Consider the following 17,535-nt stretch of genomic DNA (forward strand, 5'->3'; position numbering starts at 1 on the left):
TTTTTTACATGTAGTTTTGTTTCATATTCATATAAAAACAAATACTTCTTGGTTTTTCTGTATAATTGTAGTTGTGGAAGAGAAAGTAGAATGCGCAAAGGTGGGTGTTTAAGATAGAAAAAGACCAACAAGTGTTTGTCTGAGAACTAAAACTTGTTGGTCTTGTTGTTTTTACTGATAAGGCTGTGTTTTCCGCCTTATTGAGTTATGATGATAGGATATGTTTCCTATGTGGTTTACTTCTTGTAGTTTTCAATACCTTTATTCAGGAAGTCAAGATACCCTGGAATATCTTCCTTGTAAACGAAGCTGCCGCTAAGTGGATTTCCATGGTTGTCTACCGTTACATAGAATGGTTGTGCCAAGTATCCGAATTTAGATTCTTCCAGATAGCTCCATTTGTCGCCGACTGTACGTAACGTACGTGTTGTTCCATCGGGACGTTTTACTTTGATAGGTTCTTTCAGCGGAGTCTTGTCGTCTACGTAGAGTGAAATCAATATGTAGTCGTTGTTAAGTTTCTCAGCTACTTCTGCATTTGTCCACACTGCGCCTTCCATCTTACGACAGTTTACACAACCAAATCCTGTAAAGTCGAGCAAGACTGGCTTTCCGGCTTGTGCAGCGGCACGCATTCCTTCTTCGTAATCTTTGTATTTTGGCTCTACTTCTTGATGGTGCAAGTTGAAGTCTTGTGTGTAAATAGGTGGTGCGAATGCACTGACAGCTTTCAAAGGTGCACCCCAAAGACCTGGAATCATATATATGGTGAAGGCTAAAGATATCATGCCAAGCATAATTGCTGGTACCGGCATGGCTGTTTGTGTCTGGTCGTCGTGTGGGAACTTCACTTTGCCAATGAGATAGAGTCCCATTATTCCGAAGATAACAATCCATATTGCGAGGAATGTTTCTCTGTCGAGTATGCGCCAGCCGTATGCAAGGTCGGCAACTGACAGGAACTTGAAGGCGAATGCTAATTCTATGAAGCCTAACACTACCTTGATCATGTTCATCCATGAACCTGATTTAGGTGCTTGCTTCAGCCATGTTGGGAACAATGCAAACAGTGTGAAAGGTAAAGCTAATGCAAATGCAAAACCAAACATGCCGATTGCCGGTGCTACCCAGTCGCCACTTGTGGCTGCTTGTACAAGAAGAAGTCCTACTACCGGTGCCGTGCAAGAGAATGACACCAAAGAAAGTGTGAATGCCATCAGGAAGATGGAAAGCAGACCTGTCGTTGCTGCTGCCTTGTTGTCGATTGCATTTCCCCACGATGCTGGCAAACGGAGTTCGAACCAGCCGAAGAAACTCAATGCGAACACTACCAGCATGAGGAAGAAGAAGATGTTGAACGGTGCGTTTGTTGCCAGTTCGTTCAGCTTCTGCGGACCGAATAGGGCTGTGATGACGGCTGCCAAACCCATGTAGATTACGATGATGGAGATTCCGTAGGTTACGGCATCGCGGATACCTTTCTTCTTGTCGTCTTTGGCACGTTTCAGGAAGAAGCTTACCGTCATTGGAATAATAGGCCATACGCAAGGTGTTAGCAAGGCGATGAAGCCTCCCACGATGCCCATGAGGAAGATGCCCCATAAAGACTTGTCGTTGTTGTCTTTCTCTGCGCCAAACGCTTTCAGCTCTTTAATCACGGGTTGCCAAAGTTCTGAAGCCGTTGCTGCGCCGGTACCTGCAGCTTGCACAGAGTCGCCTGGCATTGTTCCGCCCAATTCGGCTGTCTTTGCCGTATCTGTCGTTGCACCTGGAGCAGCTGCCGCTTCTCCAATTTCGTTTTCTCCTTCTTTGGCTGCTGTAGTTTCTGTTGCTGCCGGTGCGTCGGCTGGCCCGTTGCCAGAATAGCTGAACTCTACAGAAGAAGGTGGCATACACATTTCGTCGTTGCATGCGCCATATTCCATATAGCCTGCAATCTTGTAGGTTTTGCCCGTTATTTTATATTTCTGTACGAAGCTCACACTGTGTTCGAAGTAGCGGAGTTTCATTTCGAACACCTTGTCGAACACGTTTATTTCTTTACCTCGTGGTGTCAGTTTGCCCATTGGCTGCGCACCTTCTGCCTTTTCAGTGGTGAGTGCAGCCGATGTTGGTCCTCCGGCTGGAAGTCCTGTTGAATATACGTGCCAGCCTGCATCGATTTTACCTGTAAAGATAACATCTACCTCTGTTGGCGATACTTTCTTTTGTTGTACACTGAAACGTACAGGGTTTTGCGCCATCGCTGTGAGGCTGAATAACGCAAACAAGGCTAAAAGAATCTTAGATCTCATTGTTGTTAGCTTATTTAAATTGTTGTTTTGTTTTCATGTAATGCAGTCTTTTATATGGAAAGATTACTGCGTGCAAAGGTAATGTTATTTTTTTAAAAACAAAGCCATTATGTTATATTTGTTCTTTTTTATTGTTGTTTTTTCACCTTGCAAATGTTGTAAAGCCATATGACGTGGCTTTAAATGCATATATAATTAAGGTGAAGCCGGACGGACTGAATGGTTCAACGTATAAAACATAACGAACCAAGCAACGCCAATTCAATGTGTCTCCAGGCGTTCACCATTGATAACGCCCTTGTTCTCTATTGACTCATTGCAGATTTCTTATTAGCTTATTACAAGTAATTTATAAGCTTTTATTTAAAAGCTCATAAGTTTTTAATTAATAGCTTATAAGCTTTCTATAAATAGCTTATAAGCTTTCTGCAAATAGCTTATAAGCTTTTCATTTATAGCTTATAAACTCTTTATTGAAAACTTATAAGTTTTTATGGATCTATTCGTTGTAAAAACCGAAAGAATTAATTATCTTTGTGCTGTTAATGTAGTAAGAAGGCTTCTGAAGATTAATTCCTTCGGCTTCGGAAGACAGAATAAGAGAAGGATTATTGCTGACTTATGGCAGGAAAATCATTGAGCTATGTTCTGGTGGAGCGTAAACTAAACGTAGGTCCGAAAGGCAAACAGATAATGCAGATTGCACAGCCGACGAAACGTCGCCGGGTAGATTTTGAAAGCTTTTGTGCGCAAGTGGCTCGTGCAACCACGTTCACCCGGCAAGAAGTTGCGGCTGTTTTGAGCTATTCTGCAGAGGTAGCACGCGATCTTGTGGCAAGTGGCGACATTGTTGAATATGGCGACCTGGGTACGCTTAAACCATCGTTTAAAAGCAAGGCAGTGCCAAAGGGCGAAAAATTCAAGCCCAACGTGCATATAGAAAAGGCTATGGTTAAGCTTTCGCCATCGCCTAAATATTTCACGCTGAACGATGTGTCGTACGAACAAGTGAGCAAGTCGAAGAAGAAAAGTAAGCTGTAGGGAACTGGGTTTGACGGGCTGTCGTACCGACGACGATGCCGACAAATACAAAGCATGCCGCCTCGAAGTGTCGGGGCGGCATGCTTTGTCTTGTTGATGATGTGGCGGTTACTGCCGTATAAGTTTCAGCGAGCAACTTCTCTTGGCACCACGGAGTGTAATCACGTAGACTCCTGAAGGAACGCCAGTTGCATCTATTCGGGCATTGCCTGATTGCACTGCAACTTCTGCGAGCTTGCAGCCAGTAAGGTTGTAGAGTGCAACTGTATTGAACTGGGGCTCTACGCCTGATACGACTATGCTGTTTTCGTGGTTCTGCACCGTTGGTTTTTCGCTGTACACGGATTCTATAGCATCTGGCGTGGCCTCAACAATGTTAAAGTCTTTCCATGTGCGCGATGCACTGTAAGCTTGCTTGCTTCCTGCCGGTACGGTAAGTGTACATGTTTCTCGCTTTACGCCTTCGAACACATCGTCCGTGTAAGGGTTTTCCACGGGGGCACTGGTCTTGACCGTCAGACTGTTCAACCCGCTGCAACCGCAGAATGCTCTGTATCCGAACTCGTTGAAAGCAGGCGAAAACTCTACCTTCTCAAGATTCTTGCAATACCAGAAGGCAAAGTCGGCTACTTTCTTTGTGCTGGCATTCATCGTAAAGTTCTTGTCGTTCTTTCCGTTCGGATAGATGTAGAGCGTCGTGTAATCCTTTGCGTAGAGCGTACCATTCTCTGCAGCATACTTTTCATTGTTGGCATCAACTTCGAACGACTGGAGGGCAGCACAACCCAGGAACGGATTGTCTACAAGTTCGGCAGCCGACATGCCCAGTGCCACTCGCTTCAGTCCGAGGCATTCGGCAAAGGCAGCGTAGTCTATCTTCTCTGTCGTCTTAGGGATTTCGAGCGATTCTATGCCGTGATTGTGGAAGAATGCTTTCTCGCCAATCGTCTTTAATCCGCTTCCCAACTTCAGTCCTGCCATGTCGTTGCAATTCAGGAAAGCTTCGTTTTCTATGGTTTCCAATGAGTTTGGAAGCGTAACGTTGTGTAGCTTCTTGCAGTTCTGGAACGCATACACGGCAATGTGCTTTAGTCCTTCTTTCAGTTCTATCGTCTCCAAGTTGTGGCAATCCTGGAAAGCATTCTTGTCTATCTTTGTGAGCGATGCGGGCAGTTCTGCTTTCTTCAGTGCTTCGCACATACCGAAAGCGCCTTCGGGTAAGGTGGTAATGCCGTCGGGAATTTGAATCTGTTCCAATCCGTTCGCACCGAAGAAAGCTTCAATAGCTAATTCTCGGAGCGATTTTGGCAGCGTCAGCTTCTTGAGCTTGGGCGTCTGGTCGAATGTCCGCTTGTTTATTTTCGTTACGCCATCGGGTATCGTAACCTCTTTCAGCTTCGCACAATAGGTGAATACGTAGTTGCCCATTGTTTTTAGTTTCGATGGCAACTGAATAGTTTCCAATGCGTCGCAAACGCCAAATGCCGTGTTTTGTATCTCGGTAACTTCGTCTGGAATTAAAACTTCTTTCATGCTGACGCATTTAAAGAATGCACCGATGCCTATTTCTCGGATATGTTTCGGAAGCACCACCGACTCTATGCTGCAACATTTAAAGAATAGCTTCTCGGGCAGCAAGGTAGGCTTTGCGCCATCAACAAAGTACTTTCTGTCCTTGCCCATGTCATCGGTAAAGATGTAATAGCTATCCGATGTGTCGCCTGTAGATACAAAGGTAACTTCGGAGAGGTCTATTCTTTTTAGCGTTGTGGGTATCAGCGCACCGTATTCGTCGGAACCGCAGAACTTTCTTACCCAGCGCAGGTCGTAACTGTTCAGCGGACCAACTATCTTCAGCGTGTCCACAACATCGAGCCAAACGTTCTCGGGAATCTTGTCTTCAAGTTCGCCTGCTTTATCCACACTTACCACAACCTTCTTTATTCGGTCGCCTTCTTCTTGGCAACCTGTTCCGTCGCCTACTACCGAAACCATCCAGCCCTTGTCTGTTGCAATCTGAGTGTTGCTCACTTTGGCTGCTCCTGGCACATTATTATATAGCAGAATGCCGTGCAAGTCGCTTTCGTCGTCCTCTGGCCGCTTTTCTCTCAACGAACGATACATGGCATTCAGGGCACACGCATCTAACTTTGTGTTGTTCACCGAAACATAGCGCAGATTGTTGCAGTTGTTGAAACCAATGCCACCGCTGATGGGATTGCCCGCAATGACAACGTCGAGCAGACTTGTACAGTTGCTGAAATCGAGCTGTTCAATTTTGTTGTTACCACAATTGATAGCAGTGAGTTTTGTCTGTGCAGTCAGGTTGAGCGTGCCTATTTGGTTACCGTCGCAAGTAAGATTGGTTAGCAATGGCAGTATTGTTGTTTCTATCTGTGTGAAATTGCAGCTGCTACAATTGAGCGAGGTGAGCGAACGTGGGAAATCTGCCGTGCTTAATTTCGGATTTACCGAGCAGTCTAAGTTTTTCATGCTTGTGCAGCCTGTTAGGTTCAGTGTGGCAAGGTCGTTAGAAAAACAGGTAAGTGTTTCTAATTTATTCAGTCCGCTGACGTCGAGCGTAGTTAGCTGATTGTTGTTGCACACCAGCGACTCAAGGTTTCGGCAGGCTGATAGGTTCAGACTTGTGAGGGCGTTCCCTTCACATGACAGAGCTTTAAGTTGTGTCATTCCCGTCAAGTCGAGCTGGGAAAGCTCGTAGTTGTTGTCTATTCCTAACAGTTTCAGCTGCTTTGTTTGCGATAAATCTATCGTCTTCAGTCCGGCAGCAGGCACCATCAACGTGTCAATCTTGTTGTTTGTTGGTAGTGAGAGTGTGCGCAATGGCCGTCCTAATCCTACGGCTACATACCTCAGTTCGCTGTTCTTGCTCAAGTCGTATTCGTCCACAAGTGTTTGCAAAGCATCAAGATGTTTCAGCTTGGGACAGTCTTTTAGGTTCAAGTGTTTTAGTTGTGCGTTCGATGTGCACATTAATAGTTCCAACGTTGGGTGCGATGCAAGCGTCAGTTCCTTAAGTCGGTTATTGGTTAGAATAAGACTGTCTATCTTGGAATTATGCGTTAGGTCGAGTTGTTCTAACGGCGAGTCTTGCACGTAGAGAAGTTTCAGTTCTGGATTGCCCGATACGTCCAAGTCTCTTACAAAGTTCTTTCGCGAGATAAGATATGTTAGTGCGGACAGTTTCGTAACATCAAGCGTTGTTAGTTGGTTGTTGGAACACTCCAACACTGCAATGTTGCCATAAATAGTCAGGTCTTGTGCTTCGATATTTCCTTGTATTCGTGTGGCTGTTTTGTTGAGTTTGCCTTTGTGGGTCTTACCATCTCCCCAGTCAAGCGTGTACTCTCCTGCTTCTGCACCCATAATCAAGAGCGCATATTTACTACCAGTTTTGCCTGCAAAGTGCATCTTTACACAAGGTGCACCAGGCTGGTTGTGTCCTGCTCGCATGACATTCAGCGAGCCTAAAATGGCACAAGTAGCCATTAATAACACTCGTTTCATATACTTTTTCATACCGTCGTTTGTTATAAGTTGTTCTATTTTAGCATTCTAAGTTTATTATTGTCAGGACAAAAATAAAATAAATTACACAACAAATGAAATGTTTTACAAGTTTATTTAAATGCTGCGTTGCAAATCTGAATATACTGTATGTGGTTGATTTATAGCATGTTATAGTATATATACTAATGTAGTATACTTCTTTTAGGGGCTAAAATGCAACGGAAAATAGGCATATTAAGTATTACTTTTGTTTATCTTTAAGAAAAAAAGATGTACTTTTGTGCAAGAGAAATAAACAGAAATGAAAAGATTCTTCCATATTATATTGTTGTTTACAATTATTCTATTCGGTTGTAGGTGCACCTCGACTGAGACGAACCGATGTTTAACTGAGGTAGATTCGTTGGTTCGACGAAACCAAATAGATTCTGCTTTTCGAATAATAAATAGGGTAGATGTAGCCAATTTAACAAGCAGTACAGATTCTGCTAACTTCTTTCTTCAGAAAACTCGTCTTCTTTATAAACTCTATAAGCCAATAAAGTCTACCGAAATGATAGACTACAGCATACGTTATTATGAAAATCAGAACGACAATATAGAGAAATTAACCGAAGCATATTTCTATAAGGGAGTAGTTCTGTACGAACACAAACAAATAAAAGATGCCATTGTCTATATTAAAAAGGCAGAATATGTAGCACGAAAGCTTTCAACACACCCTATAAAACTACAGATATACGAAAATCTTTTTGTGATAAACGAAGAATCAGGCGAACGACAACTTGCTTTAAAGTATGCGAAGAAAGTGCTCGACATAGCCAATACACTAAAAGATAAGGTGCAATTGGCACGAGCCTACAACAATATAGCGGTGGCGTATAACAAGCTGCACCAAACCGATAGTGCGAATGTTTATATAACAAAAAGCATGAAGATGTTGCACTATATACCTCGTAACGAACAAATATATATACTTAACAATATCGGGGCACAACTTATTGGGACCGACCCACAGAGGGCAAAAGTAGTATTATTGAAAGCAATAAGCATAGCACCAATGGGAGCTGCATTCGATAATCTTGCTACTATTTATATGCGTGAGGGCAATATGCATAGAGCAAACGAGTTGTGGGACAAGGCACTTAAAACGAATAGCATGCAGGTAAGGACCGATGTTATGACTTCAAGGTTCAGACATCAATGTGCTACGGCAGACTATAAAGGAGCTGCAGAAACCGCACAGCAACTTATTAGTGCAAAAGACAGCTTGTATAAGAGTTGGAAAGAGAACGACATACGAAACAATCAGATGGCATTCGACAATATAAAAGCCGAACAAGAATACGAACACAAGACTGAAATGGGAATCTTTACTATTGTGCTATTGTCGCTCTCGCTCGTTGCCATCTTTCTATTCTTGCGCTACAGAACTTATAAAGCAAGGAATGCACTTGCCCTGGACCAACTGCGAATTAAAGATTTTGAATGTCAGATTGCAGATTTTGAAAAACAAGGACAGGCAAAAGAAAAGGAGATAGAAGAATTGTACAGAAAGCGCAAGAATTTTCTCGAGAAGCATAGAGAAAATCTAAGCGAGGGACACAAGCTTTATATTGATGTTATGGAAGGGAAAACCATTGCCCTTTGGAGGAAGAAGGAATTCGAAAACTTTATAGAATACTATCGGCTGATAAATATGAGTTATGTTGATGCATTAGAGGTTGAGTACGATTCGCTATCCCCGAAAAATCAGTTCTTCCTTATAATGGAACACATAGGTAAAAGCGATAAGGAGATAATGCGTATTATGGGACTTGCTGATGGGTCTATTCGATCTATTCGCTCCAGGATTAATAAACGCCGAATTGTTTATTAAGTAAGCAGGTAATCATAATTAATACCCAATATATTTTAAGACGAAACGGTGGAACGCAAATAAGAGAAAAATATTAAAATCGTATTTAGTCGTCCCTTAAAAACTATATTTCAGCATAAAGTTTGTACTGACAAGCTCTATGCTGATTCTTTTTATAAGGTACAAAAGAACTCTCATAGCTCTTTTGAAGTTATAGGCGTAATGGACATTTGGTAGGCTGAAACCTCTCAAATGTCCTTTATTTATTACCTTTGCAGCATTTGAAAGCTTATGAATAAAAAACTGTATATTCTGTAACAGTTCAAATGTTAAAAAGAATGGTCATCGGCGTAATGTCCAAATGTACTTTTGCAGGGATTGTGGCAGGCAATTTCAAAGTGGTCAGCGTATAGACAATGTGTGTTTATGGAGTGACTATCTGACCGAGAAGCGAACTATTTCTGAGCTTTCCACTCTTCACAAATGCTCAGAAAGAACCATACGCCGTAGGCTAAGTTCAGTGGCAGACAGCTTCACTCCCATCTATCCTGAATCTGCAACAATAATACTGGACACGACCTACTTCCCCAAGACCTTTGGTGTGATGCTCTTTCAAGATGCCGCATCAGGCAGGATACTTCATCGTAGGTTTGTCAGGAACGAGACCAACAAGGAATACCTTGAGGGACTCAGATGCATTAAGGAGGGTGGAACTCGGATAAAGGCAGTGGTGTGTGATGGACATGTCGGGCTTTTACAAGCTGTAACATCCTGCCCTGTGCAGATGTGTCAATTCCACCTGTATTTTAAATTTGTCTTTTTAAACTCAGGTGGAACTCGGATAAAGGCAGTGGTGTGTGATGGACATGTCGGGCTTTTACAAGCTGTAACATCCTGCCCTGTGCAGATGTGTCAATTCCACCAGTTGCAGATAGTCAGAAGGCTTCTTACCAACAATCCGCATTTGCCAGCAGGCATCGAGCTGCTGGCATTAATGAGAAGCATGTTCTCTATTGGGAAAGAAGAATTCACATCAGGCTTTGATAAATGGTGTGACGAATGGAAAGAGTTCCTTGATGAACGAACTCTACTAATCTCAGGCAAGACAACCTATACACATAGAAGGCTGAGAAGTGCAAGGCGTTCGGTAAAGACACACCTTAAATGGCTCTATACGTATGAAGAATATCCTGAATTAGAGATACCCAATACAACAAATCTATTGGAAGGATTCAACTCACAACTTAAAAAGGCACTGCGTAATCATAATGGAATGAAGGAGGTTAATAAAAAGAAGTTCATAGATGGGTTCCTGAATATAAAAAAGTAGGCTGGAATTACCAGCCTACCAAATGTCCATTACTAAAATACGAGAGGTTTTCAGCCTACCAAATGTCCATTACGCCAAGTTATGCTGCGGCAGCTAATAATACATTGATAGCATCTCCTTTGACACCTTTATAAAAGTTGCGAGATAATCGGTGGTCTTCTTTAAGATGTCCCATCGTTGGCTCTATACCAGCTCGTTTACAAAATAGTTTGTGTTTCTTTCTCTTTTGGTAGTAGCTGTCTTTAGCTTTAGGAGTGTCTGGGATGAGTATCTTTGTCTGCCCCATCTGCCTTATACCTCTATACCCTCTATCTCCTGCTAACTTATCAACCTGCCTTCCTGTCATCCTTTGGGTTTGTTCTAGCGTCTTTTCGATAGTATGCCCATCATATTCATTCCTAAAAGAACATGCACCAAGAATAAGTCCTGACCATGAGCGAAGAATAGATACTTTATTGCCAAACTCATATTGCTTATGGTCCTTACCCTTGCTGACGCAAACTACATCTGGTTCGTGCAGAGAATATACTTTGTTCTTTGACTTCCTATTCTGAGAAAGAACTCTGTAATATAGCCTCAATTCCGCAGCATAAAATCTTTTAAGAAATCCAAGTGCCTGAGAAACAAAGTCCTCAAAACACTTGGATATGTCAGAATTTTCACCTAATCTTAGTGCAACAAACATAACAAGTAAGCAAAAATCTGACATGACAAAGGTAGCAATTAAAAACGAGAATATCACTTCTTTCGGAGGAATTTATCACATTATGGATGTTTTTTCAAAGTTGGGCTTTGAAAAACTTACCGAATCCGTGTTGGGCAGACGCGGAAGCAGTGGCAAGGCATTCAGCCATGGAAGCATTTTCGGCTCTCTCTTCTTCAGTTACCTTTGTGGTGGAGAATGCCTTGAGGACATCAATGCGCTTATAGGGCAGTTCAAGCAGAGGCCTGACACGCTATTACCCGGTGCCGACACCGTGGGACGTGGACTGAAGGAGCTTGCCGAAGAGAACATTATCTACAAGAGCGAGACATCAGGCAAGTCTTATAGTTTCAATACTGCAGAGAAGCTGAACACCTTACTTTTACGGATGATACGTAGAATGGGGCTTATAAAGGCGGGCAGTCATGTTGACTTGGACTTTGACCACCAGTTTATTCCATCCCGCAAGTTCGATGCAAAGTATTCCTACAAGCAGGATCATGGTTATTTCCCAGGCTGGGCTTCCATCGGGGGCATCATAGTCGGAGGTGAGAACCGTGACGGGAACACCAATGTGAAATTCCATCAGGAGGACACGCTCCGTCGCATTATGGACCGTGTGACCTCCGAACTTGGTGTTGTGATAGAGCATTTCCGTGCCGACTGCGGGTCGTTCTCGAAGGAAATCATCCAGACCGTAGAGCCGCGCTGCAACACGTTCTATATACGTGCTGCCAACTGCGGCAGCCGGTGTGAGGACTTCCGCCAGCTGGAAGAATGGAAGAGCGTTGAGGTTGGTTATGAGAGGTGCGATGTCACCTCCGTCAGCATGGACGACCTCATCGAAGGAAAGTCATACAGGCTTGTCGTACAGCGTACTCCCTTGAAAGACAAGCACGGCAGGGAACAGACGGATATGTTCGGAGTGATATACACATACCGCTGTATCCTTACCAACAACCGGACATCTACCGAGAAGGACATCATTACATTCTACAATGAACGTGGAGCGAGCGAAAAGAACTTCGACATACAGAACAATGACTTCGGCTGGGCACATCTGCCATTTTCCTTTATGGCTGAGAACATGGTTTTCATGATGGTTACCGCCATGCTGAAAAACTTCTATCTCTATCTCGTCCGTCATATCAGCGAGAAGGTCAAGCCATTGAAAAAGACAAGCAGGCTGAAAGCCTTTATCCTGCATTTTGTCAGTGTACCAGCAAAATGGGTACGAACAGGAAGGCGGAACGTTCTGAACCTATATACAAATAAAGCATACTACTCTGAGGTATTCCTTGAATAAACAGCATGTCTTTGTGGTTCTCACATTCCCCATTGGTTTGGGTGGGGGATTTCATGTCTATGCAAGAACCAAAAATCCCAGAAAATCCCCATATCAATGGATAGAGCCCAAAAATGTCACTTCAATATATAAAAGTACCTCACAAGGAATAATGCTGCGGAATTAAGGTATAGCTCAAACATCTTCTCATATCCTTTCCTTCCCACAAGATTACGCTCTAGCTCTCTTACTAATCTACCTGCTATGGTCTTCAGTTGCCTATCTGCCTTAAGAGCTTTCTTACGATTCTTGGGATGATTACGAAAACGTTGGGAACGGTAAATTCCTTTCAAGGTACGCGTATAACTCTGTCGTAGAGGGAGACAATTGTCATGAACTATCTTCAGAACGTTTTTGATTATCTTTTTATGCAACTTCGCATCTGTAGGATAGGTTATATTCTTCTCCTGCACGGTAGAATCAATGAAAGCCGTATCAAAATGGTCTTCGTTATCATGGTCAGTATTAACGCGGATGCTCTCGGCTAATATTAACTCCATACCTTTCTCACCTATACGATTTCTGAAATGAACTAACTCAGAAGCGTCACAGGGTTCTTTTGGCATAAATTCAAGTCCACCACAGAAATATTGGTAGTAAGCATTCTCGCTCCATTGAGAAACCACCATTTCATCTGACACATTACGCAAATGTTTTAAAATTAAAAGACCACACATCAAGCGAATAGCATGGGCAGGGCGACCATTAGTGCTGCAATACAAAGGAGAAAAAGCATTTTCAAAACATTCCCAATTAATCTTATTACTAAGTTGGAAAAGGGGATGTTCATGGCTAAGCATGTCCTCTAAAGAAGAGAACATAGAAAGCTGTTTGGATGTACGTTTAAGCATAAATATCTGCAAGATTTATAATGTAAAGGTACAAAAACTTGCAGATATGAGCAAATAATTTACAGGATAATATACTATGAATCAGGAGAATATTAGGTTTTTAAGGGAGAACTATTTAGTTTCGCTGCTGAAGCAGCATAATATTTAACGGACTATTGTTGAATAGAAAAACGAACAAATGATTAATGAGAAATTAATCATTTGTTCGTTATAAGTGGACCTGCGGAGAGTCGAACTCCGGTCCGCACAAGGAAACCATACGCTTTCTACATGCTTATTTCAGCCTTTTGTTTTCGAGCATTGGCAAGACCTGAACCACCAACCAATGCCTTATCCTCTAAATTTCATTTGGGCAGCGAGGCATACCCAAACTATTTCCGATTTAACCTGCACCGCTTTACCCTCCGATTCGGAACAACATCTTTGGAGCAGTGTCTCGTTCAACTATCTAATAGTCGAATAAAGCCAGTAATCTACTGTACTTCGATTAGGCAGCGAGAGCGTAATTGTTTTCGCCAATTAACTGTTTGATAACCGATATTTAGGAGCCAGCTACCAATGCTCCGCATGCTTACATACCATTTCGTCTTGCCGTCAAATCCATACAAGCCCGAATAAATATTGCGATATGCGAGTGCAAAGGTATTGTAAGTTTCTGATATAACAAAACTTTCGGCTATCTTTTTAAGAAGGTTACAAGGCTATAAAGTGTAATTGTTTTACAGAATATAAAACAAATCCCTGTCTCAAACAGTCAAATGAGACAGGGATTTTATATGTTGGTATGCTTACGCTTCCTTATCGTATTCCAAATGGAAATTGACAACAGCTTCTATGCCTTTCTTCCAAAGGTCTACTGGCATATTTTCGTTTGGAGAGTGGATTGCGTTTGACTCCAAACCGAAGCCCATGAGCACACTCTTTGTGCCGAGCAATTTCTCGAATGTAGAGATGATAGGAATACTACCACCTATGCGAACTGGCAATGGACGCTTGCCAAAGACAGCTTCGAAACCACGTTCAGCAGCTTTATAAGCAGGGAAGTCGATAGGACAAACGTAGCCATAACCACCGTGAAGCATTTCTATCTTCACGCTAACGGTATCGGGAGCTACCTTATTGAAATAGTCTACAACGAGCTGACCAATCTTCTTGTAGTCCTGATGTGGCACAAGACGTGAAGAAATCTTTGCGTACGCCTTTGAAGGAATTACGGTTTTTGCACCCTCGCCCTGATAACCACTCCAAAGTCCGCATACGTCGAACGATGGACGGTAGCCTGTACGCTCGATTGTGCTGTAACCTTCTTCGCCAAATATATTCTTTATGCCGAGCGACTTCTTGTATTCATCTTCATCGAAAGGTATAGAAGCAACAAGTTCGCGTTCTTCTTTTGATGCCTCTTCAACATCGTCGTAGAATCCTGGGAAGCGTATTTTGCCGTCAGGACCCGTTACATCGCCTATCAACTTGCACAGAACGTTCGCAGGGTTAGCCACTGCACCGCCGAATGTACCAGAGTGAAGGTCGCGATTTGGACCGGTAACTTCAATCTGCCAATAAGCCAAACCGCGCAATCCTGTTGTAATAGAAGGCACGTCAGCACCGATAAGCGATGTATCTGATACGAGAATAACGTCGCACTTCAACAGCTCTTTGTGCTCTTCGATGAACGGACCGAGGCTGCTTGAACCGATTTCCTCTTCGCCTTCAAAGATGAACTTCATATTGTGCTTCAACAAGTCGTGCTTGTTGATGTATTCAAATGCCTTAGCCTGAATGAACGACTGCCCTTTATCGTCGTCAGCACCACGCGCCCAGATGTGTCCGTCTTTTACAACTGGCTCGAATGGCTCGGTCTTCCAAAGCTCGAATGGTTCAGCTGGCATCACGTCGTAGTGGCCGTAAACCAAAACCGTCTTGGCATTTGGGTCTACTATTCTTTCTGCATAAACCATAGGATTGCCATTTGAAGGCATCACTTCTGCTTTGTCTACACCAGCTTCTAAAAGCAGTTCCTTCCATCTTTCGGCACAGCGCACCATATCTTCCTTATGGTCTGGTTGTGCACTTACGCTTGGAATGCGTATCAGGCTGAAAAGCTCTTCGAGCATTCTCGCCTCGTTTTCTTCTACATATTTCTTTATCATAGTCATTGATGTTTTGAGATTTCTTTTTCCATAGTTGCAACGCTACGAAAGCGAATGCACCGCAAATATACTACTTTTTTTCCTAATGCAAGTGGAAAAAGAGAATATCTTTAAGACAAGTTCTTATTTCACGCTTACTTTTACTTGTTTATTGCCTGCTTTAACTACATATACGCCACTCTGCACAGGCAGCGAAACATTGGTTGCAGTTGGTACAATGCAACTGTAAACGAGCGTTCCTGCCACATTATATATATGTATGTTGGCAGCATTGCCTTTTGTTGCTATGAGTATTTTACCGCTTTCGCTTCTGACAGAGATGTCCGAATTTGAAACGACACCGATTCCTAACGTTTCGTCTTCCACGATGTTGGGAACGAATTTCTTCCATTGGTCAGCTTCTTCATACGCTTTTTTGCTGCCAACAGGAACATACAACTTGCAAGAACCGCCGATGTCGCCCGTGCTGACTTGCTCGAAAACTTCTGTTCCCATTGCTATCCCTGTTAAAGGTTCCTTCAGTTCGCATTTGATAGTTCTCAACTTCACACAGCCGTAAAAAGCATCGTTTCCAATGTATACAACATTGTGCGGTATTCTCATTGCTGTCAATCCGACGCACCCATAAAAGGCTTGTGCTGATATTTTCGTTACGCTTTCGGGGATATTGCAATCGCCCTTCTTCCCACTGGGACATTGTATCACTATCGACACATCTTTGTTAAACAACACACCGTCCTTGCTACAATACTTCTTATTGCTCTCTTCCACGTCTATTCGTTCCAACTGGGCACAAGACATAAAAGCCCATTTCCCAATTTTCTCAACAAGACTGGGGATTTTAATAGACGTCAAACCATGGCAACCTAAAAAGGATTTGTCGCTAATAGCTTTCAGTGTATTTGGCAAAGTTACGGCTGTCAGCCCCTCGCACATATAAAAAGCCTGTTTCCCAATTCCTGTAACGGCATACGCAGTTCCCTCGTGAGTGGCTGATTCGGGTATCGTAAGTGCGCCTTTTAGTTTTACAGTATAGACTCCTCTCGGCTTTTCCGATGCCACATAAACCTCCTTGCCTTCCTTACTGGTTATTTTGTAGAAAAGCTTTCCATCGGTAAAGTCATACGGTTTAACTTGTGCTTTCACATTCATTTGTACGCTTGCCAATAACAAACAAGCAAGTGCTAATAAGAATTTCTTTTTCATAATTAAATAGTTTATCGTACATCTGTACGTTGGTTAATATTTCAATAGATTTTGATACAAACATTGATAAATACTGCAAACGGCATCGAGAAGTTCAGCAAACTCATTTGCAATAACCGAATACCGCCACATTTTGGAAATCAATTGGTAATTACAGATTTATGCGTCTTTCGCAAATATAGACATTAAAATTCATATTTCCAAATTTATCTGACACTTTTCCAAGTAGCCAGTGCTTTTCTTCAGCCTGCTGTTTTGCCAGCTCTGTCCCATTTCAACGCTTGTCGCAGAAATTATTTACACGTAAATAAATATTTCTTTACGTGTATGGAAATTATTACTTACGTGTAAATAAATATTTTTCTACACGTAAAGAAATCGTCAATGTTCGGTTTGTAAAGAAACATACCAATTTTTCTAATTCACTGAAGCTTCACTTTCATAGTATTAAAGAATACAAAGAAGCCGCTTCCGACCATACTTATATTTGCAATTAAGCTTCTTTTCTGTTTTTCTTCCATTCATTTGGTATTTAAATGGTTTTTGTTTAACTTTGCAAATGAGTATTAATAATATCAAAAAACTAACTAGAAACAATCTCATATGAAAAAAGTAATTGGCTTTATTTTCTGTCTAATGGCATTAGGTGCCTGCAGTAGAACACAAGAAGAGAAGGCTAACCTTCTTATTAAGGAAGATATTCAAAAAGTATTAGTGAAACCTGATACTTATGAACCTATTGAAACGAAGTTAGACAGTGCATTTGCACCGTATGAAACACCAGAGTGTATGGAAAACATATTAAAATGTGTGCAATTATTTATAGAATTTAAAAGATATGAAGAGAACATCAAAGATGCAAAATCTATGATGACTCTATATGAAGATAACTTAGGTTCTCCCTATGTAAAGAACAAGTATAATGAACATAAAGCTGAATATAAGGAAGCAACAAATAAAAAGAACGAAATAGAAAGACGTTTAAAGCGTTCGGGCAAAAAAATAAAAGAACTTGTAAATGCTAAACGTGAGTTTATTGGATACAAAACTATGCATCATTATCGTGCTGATAATAACGAAGGAAATACGTTCTTAAGAACAGGTTTTTATCTTTTTGATAAAGACATAAATACTATACTTGTATCTTTTTCCGAAACAGAATTCGAACTTATTCAAGAAGCTTTTGAAGAGCTGGGAGAAATAGAAGAATAAGTAAAAACGAATAA

At 42.0% G+C, this 17,535-nt stretch carries 9 protein-coding genes, 1 other RNA gene and 3 pseudogenes; 6 read left to right on the forward strand and 7 right to left on the reverse strand.

Going from position 1 to position 17,535, the window contains the following annotated elements; translation table 11 throughout:
* Positions 1–236: 236 nt before the first annotated feature.
* Positions 237–2,294, reverse strand: coding sequence for a protein-disulfide reductase DsbD family protein (locus RDV52_RS07020; RefSeq protein ID WP_004366335.1), 2,058 nt, complete (start codon positions 2,292–2,294; stop codon positions 237–239).
* Between the two features lie 621 nt (positions 2,295–2,915).
* Here RDV52_RS07020 and RDV52_RS07025 point away from each other — a divergent pair.
* Complete coding sequence (locus tag RDV52_RS07025; RefSeq protein WP_004366334.1) at positions 2,916–3,335, forward strand: HU family DNA-binding protein; 420 nt, start codon at positions 2,916–2,918, stop codon at positions 3,333–3,335.
* Between the two features lie 108 nt (positions 3,336–3,443).
* Here the strand turns inward: RDV52_RS07025 and RDV52_RS07030 are convergent, their stop codons facing one another.
* Positions 3,444–6,875: a leucine-rich repeat protein gene (locus tag RDV52_RS07030; protein WP_004366333.1), complete on the reverse strand. Its 3,432-nt coding sequence runs from the start codon at positions 6,873–6,875 to the stop codon at positions 3,444–3,446.
* A 544-nt stretch (positions 6,876–7,419) separates the two neighbouring features.
* On the opposite strand from RDV52_RS07030, the gene RDV52_RS07035 reads away from it, so the two are divergent.
* The 3 genes and pseudogenes from RDV52_RS07035 to RDV52_RS07040 all read left to right on the forward strand — a co-directional run bounded on the left by RDV52_RS07035 (position 7,420) and on the right by RDV52_RS07040 (position 10,054).
* The gene (locus tag RDV52_RS07035) at positions 7,420–8,745 is read left to right on the forward strand and encodes a tetratricopeptide repeat protein (RefSeq protein WP_223381155.1); all 1,326 of its coding nucleotides are present in this window, start codon (positions 7,420–7,422) and stop codon (positions 8,743–8,745) included.
* 286 nt (positions 8,746–9,031) lie between these two features.
* Positions 9,032–9,079, forward strand: a pseudogene (locus tag RDV52_RS11260) (hypothetical protein); the annotation flags it as partial.
* A gap of 6 nt (positions 9,080–9,085) precedes the next feature.
* On the forward strand, positions 9,086–10,054 hold the full coding sequence (locus RDV52_RS07040; RefSeq protein WP_223381154.1) for an IS256 family transposase, variant Zn-binding type: 969 nt from the start codon (positions 9,086–9,088) through the stop codon (positions 10,052–10,054).
* An 82-nt stretch (positions 10,055–10,136) separates the two neighbouring features.
* Here RDV52_RS07040 and RDV52_RS07045 read toward each other — a convergent pair.
* Positions 10,137–10,631 (reverse strand): annotated as a pseudogene (locus tag RDV52_RS07045) (transposase); the annotation flags it as partial.
* 130 nt (positions 10,632–10,761) lie between these two features.
* On the opposite strand from RDV52_RS07045, the gene RDV52_RS07050 reads away from it, so the two are divergent.
* Positions 10,762–12,063: an IS1380 family transposase gene (locus tag RDV52_RS07050; RefSeq protein ID WP_115098567.1), complete on the forward strand. Its 1,302-nt coding sequence runs from the start codon at positions 10,762–10,764 to the stop codon at positions 12,061–12,063.
* A gap of 167 nt (positions 12,064–12,230) precedes the next feature.
* Here the strand turns inward: RDV52_RS07050 and RDV52_RS07055 are convergent.
* The 4 genes and pseudogenes from RDV52_RS07055 to RDV52_RS07070 form a co-directional block, all read right to left on the reverse strand.
* Positions 12,231–12,953, reverse strand: a pseudogene (locus RDV52_RS07055) (IS5 family transposase); the annotation flags it as partial.
* Between the two features lie 212 nt (positions 12,954–13,165).
* Positions 13,166–13,565: a transfer-messenger RNA gene (gene ssrA, locus RDV52_RS07060) on the reverse strand.
* 176 nt (positions 13,566–13,741) lie between these two features.
* Complete coding sequence (locus RDV52_RS07065; RefSeq protein WP_040557028.1) at positions 13,742–15,103, reverse strand: dipeptidase; 1,362 nt, start codon at positions 15,101–15,103, stop codon at positions 13,742–13,744.
* A gap of 123 nt (positions 15,104–15,226) precedes the next feature.
* Positions 15,227–16,309 (reverse strand): leucine-rich repeat domain-containing protein, encoded by a 1,083-nt coding sequence (locus RDV52_RS07070; protein ID WP_004366330.1) that lies wholly within the window; start codon positions 16,307–16,309, stop codon positions 15,227–15,229.
* A gap of 603 nt (positions 16,310–16,912) precedes the next feature.
* Between RDV52_RS07070 and RDV52_RS07075 the strand changes: the two genes are divergently transcribed.
* The gene (locus RDV52_RS07075) at positions 16,913–17,521 is read left to right on the forward strand and encodes a hypothetical protein (protein ID WP_004366329.1); all 609 of its coding nucleotides are present in this window, start codon (positions 16,913–16,915) and stop codon (positions 17,519–17,521) included.
* Positions 17,522–17,535: the final 14 nt, after the last annotated feature.

Origin of the sequence: Prevotella nigrescens (assembly GCF_031191185.1) — a bacterium.
Lineage (GTDB): Bacteria > Bacteroidota > Bacteroidia > Bacteroidales > Bacteroidaceae > Prevotella > Prevotella nigrescens.

Bases quoted from the DNA above. Each gene is read 5' to 3' on its own strand.
- RDV52_RS07040 (WP_223381154.1), top strand. From the start codon at position 9,086: ATGTACTTTTGCAGGGATTGTGGCAGGCAATTTCAAAGTGGTCAGCGT.
- RDV52_RS07075 (WP_004366329.1), top strand. From the start codon at position 16,913: ATGAAAAAAGTAATTGGCTTTATTTTCTGTCTAATGGCATTAGGTGCC.
- RDV52_RS07070 (WP_004366330.1), bottom strand. From the start codon at position 16,309: ATGAAAAAGAAATTCTTATTAGCACTTGCTTGTTTGTTATTGGCAAGC.
- RDV52_RS07020 (WP_004366335.1), bottom strand. From the start codon at position 2,294: ATGAGATCTAAGATTCTTTTAGCCTTGTTTGCGTTATTCAGCCTCACA.
- RDV52_RS07030 (WP_004366333.1), bottom strand. From the start codon at position 6,875: ATGAAAAAGTATATGAAACGAGTGTTATTAATGGCTACTTGTGCCATT.
- RDV52_RS07050 (WP_115098567.1), top strand. From the start codon at position 10,762: ATGACAAAGGTAGCAATTAAAAACGAGAATATCACTTCTTTCGGAGGA.
- RDV52_RS07035 (WP_223381155.1), top strand. From the start codon at position 7,420: ATGATAGACTACAGCATACGTTATTATGAAAATCAGAACGACAATATA.
- RDV52_RS07025 (WP_004366334.1), top strand. From the start codon at position 2,916: ATGGCAGGAAAATCATTGAGCTATGTTCTGGTGGAGCGTAAACTAAAC.
- RDV52_RS07065 (WP_040557028.1), bottom strand. From the start codon at position 15,103: ATGATAAAGAAATATGTAGAAGAAAACGAGGCGAGAATGCTCGAAGAG.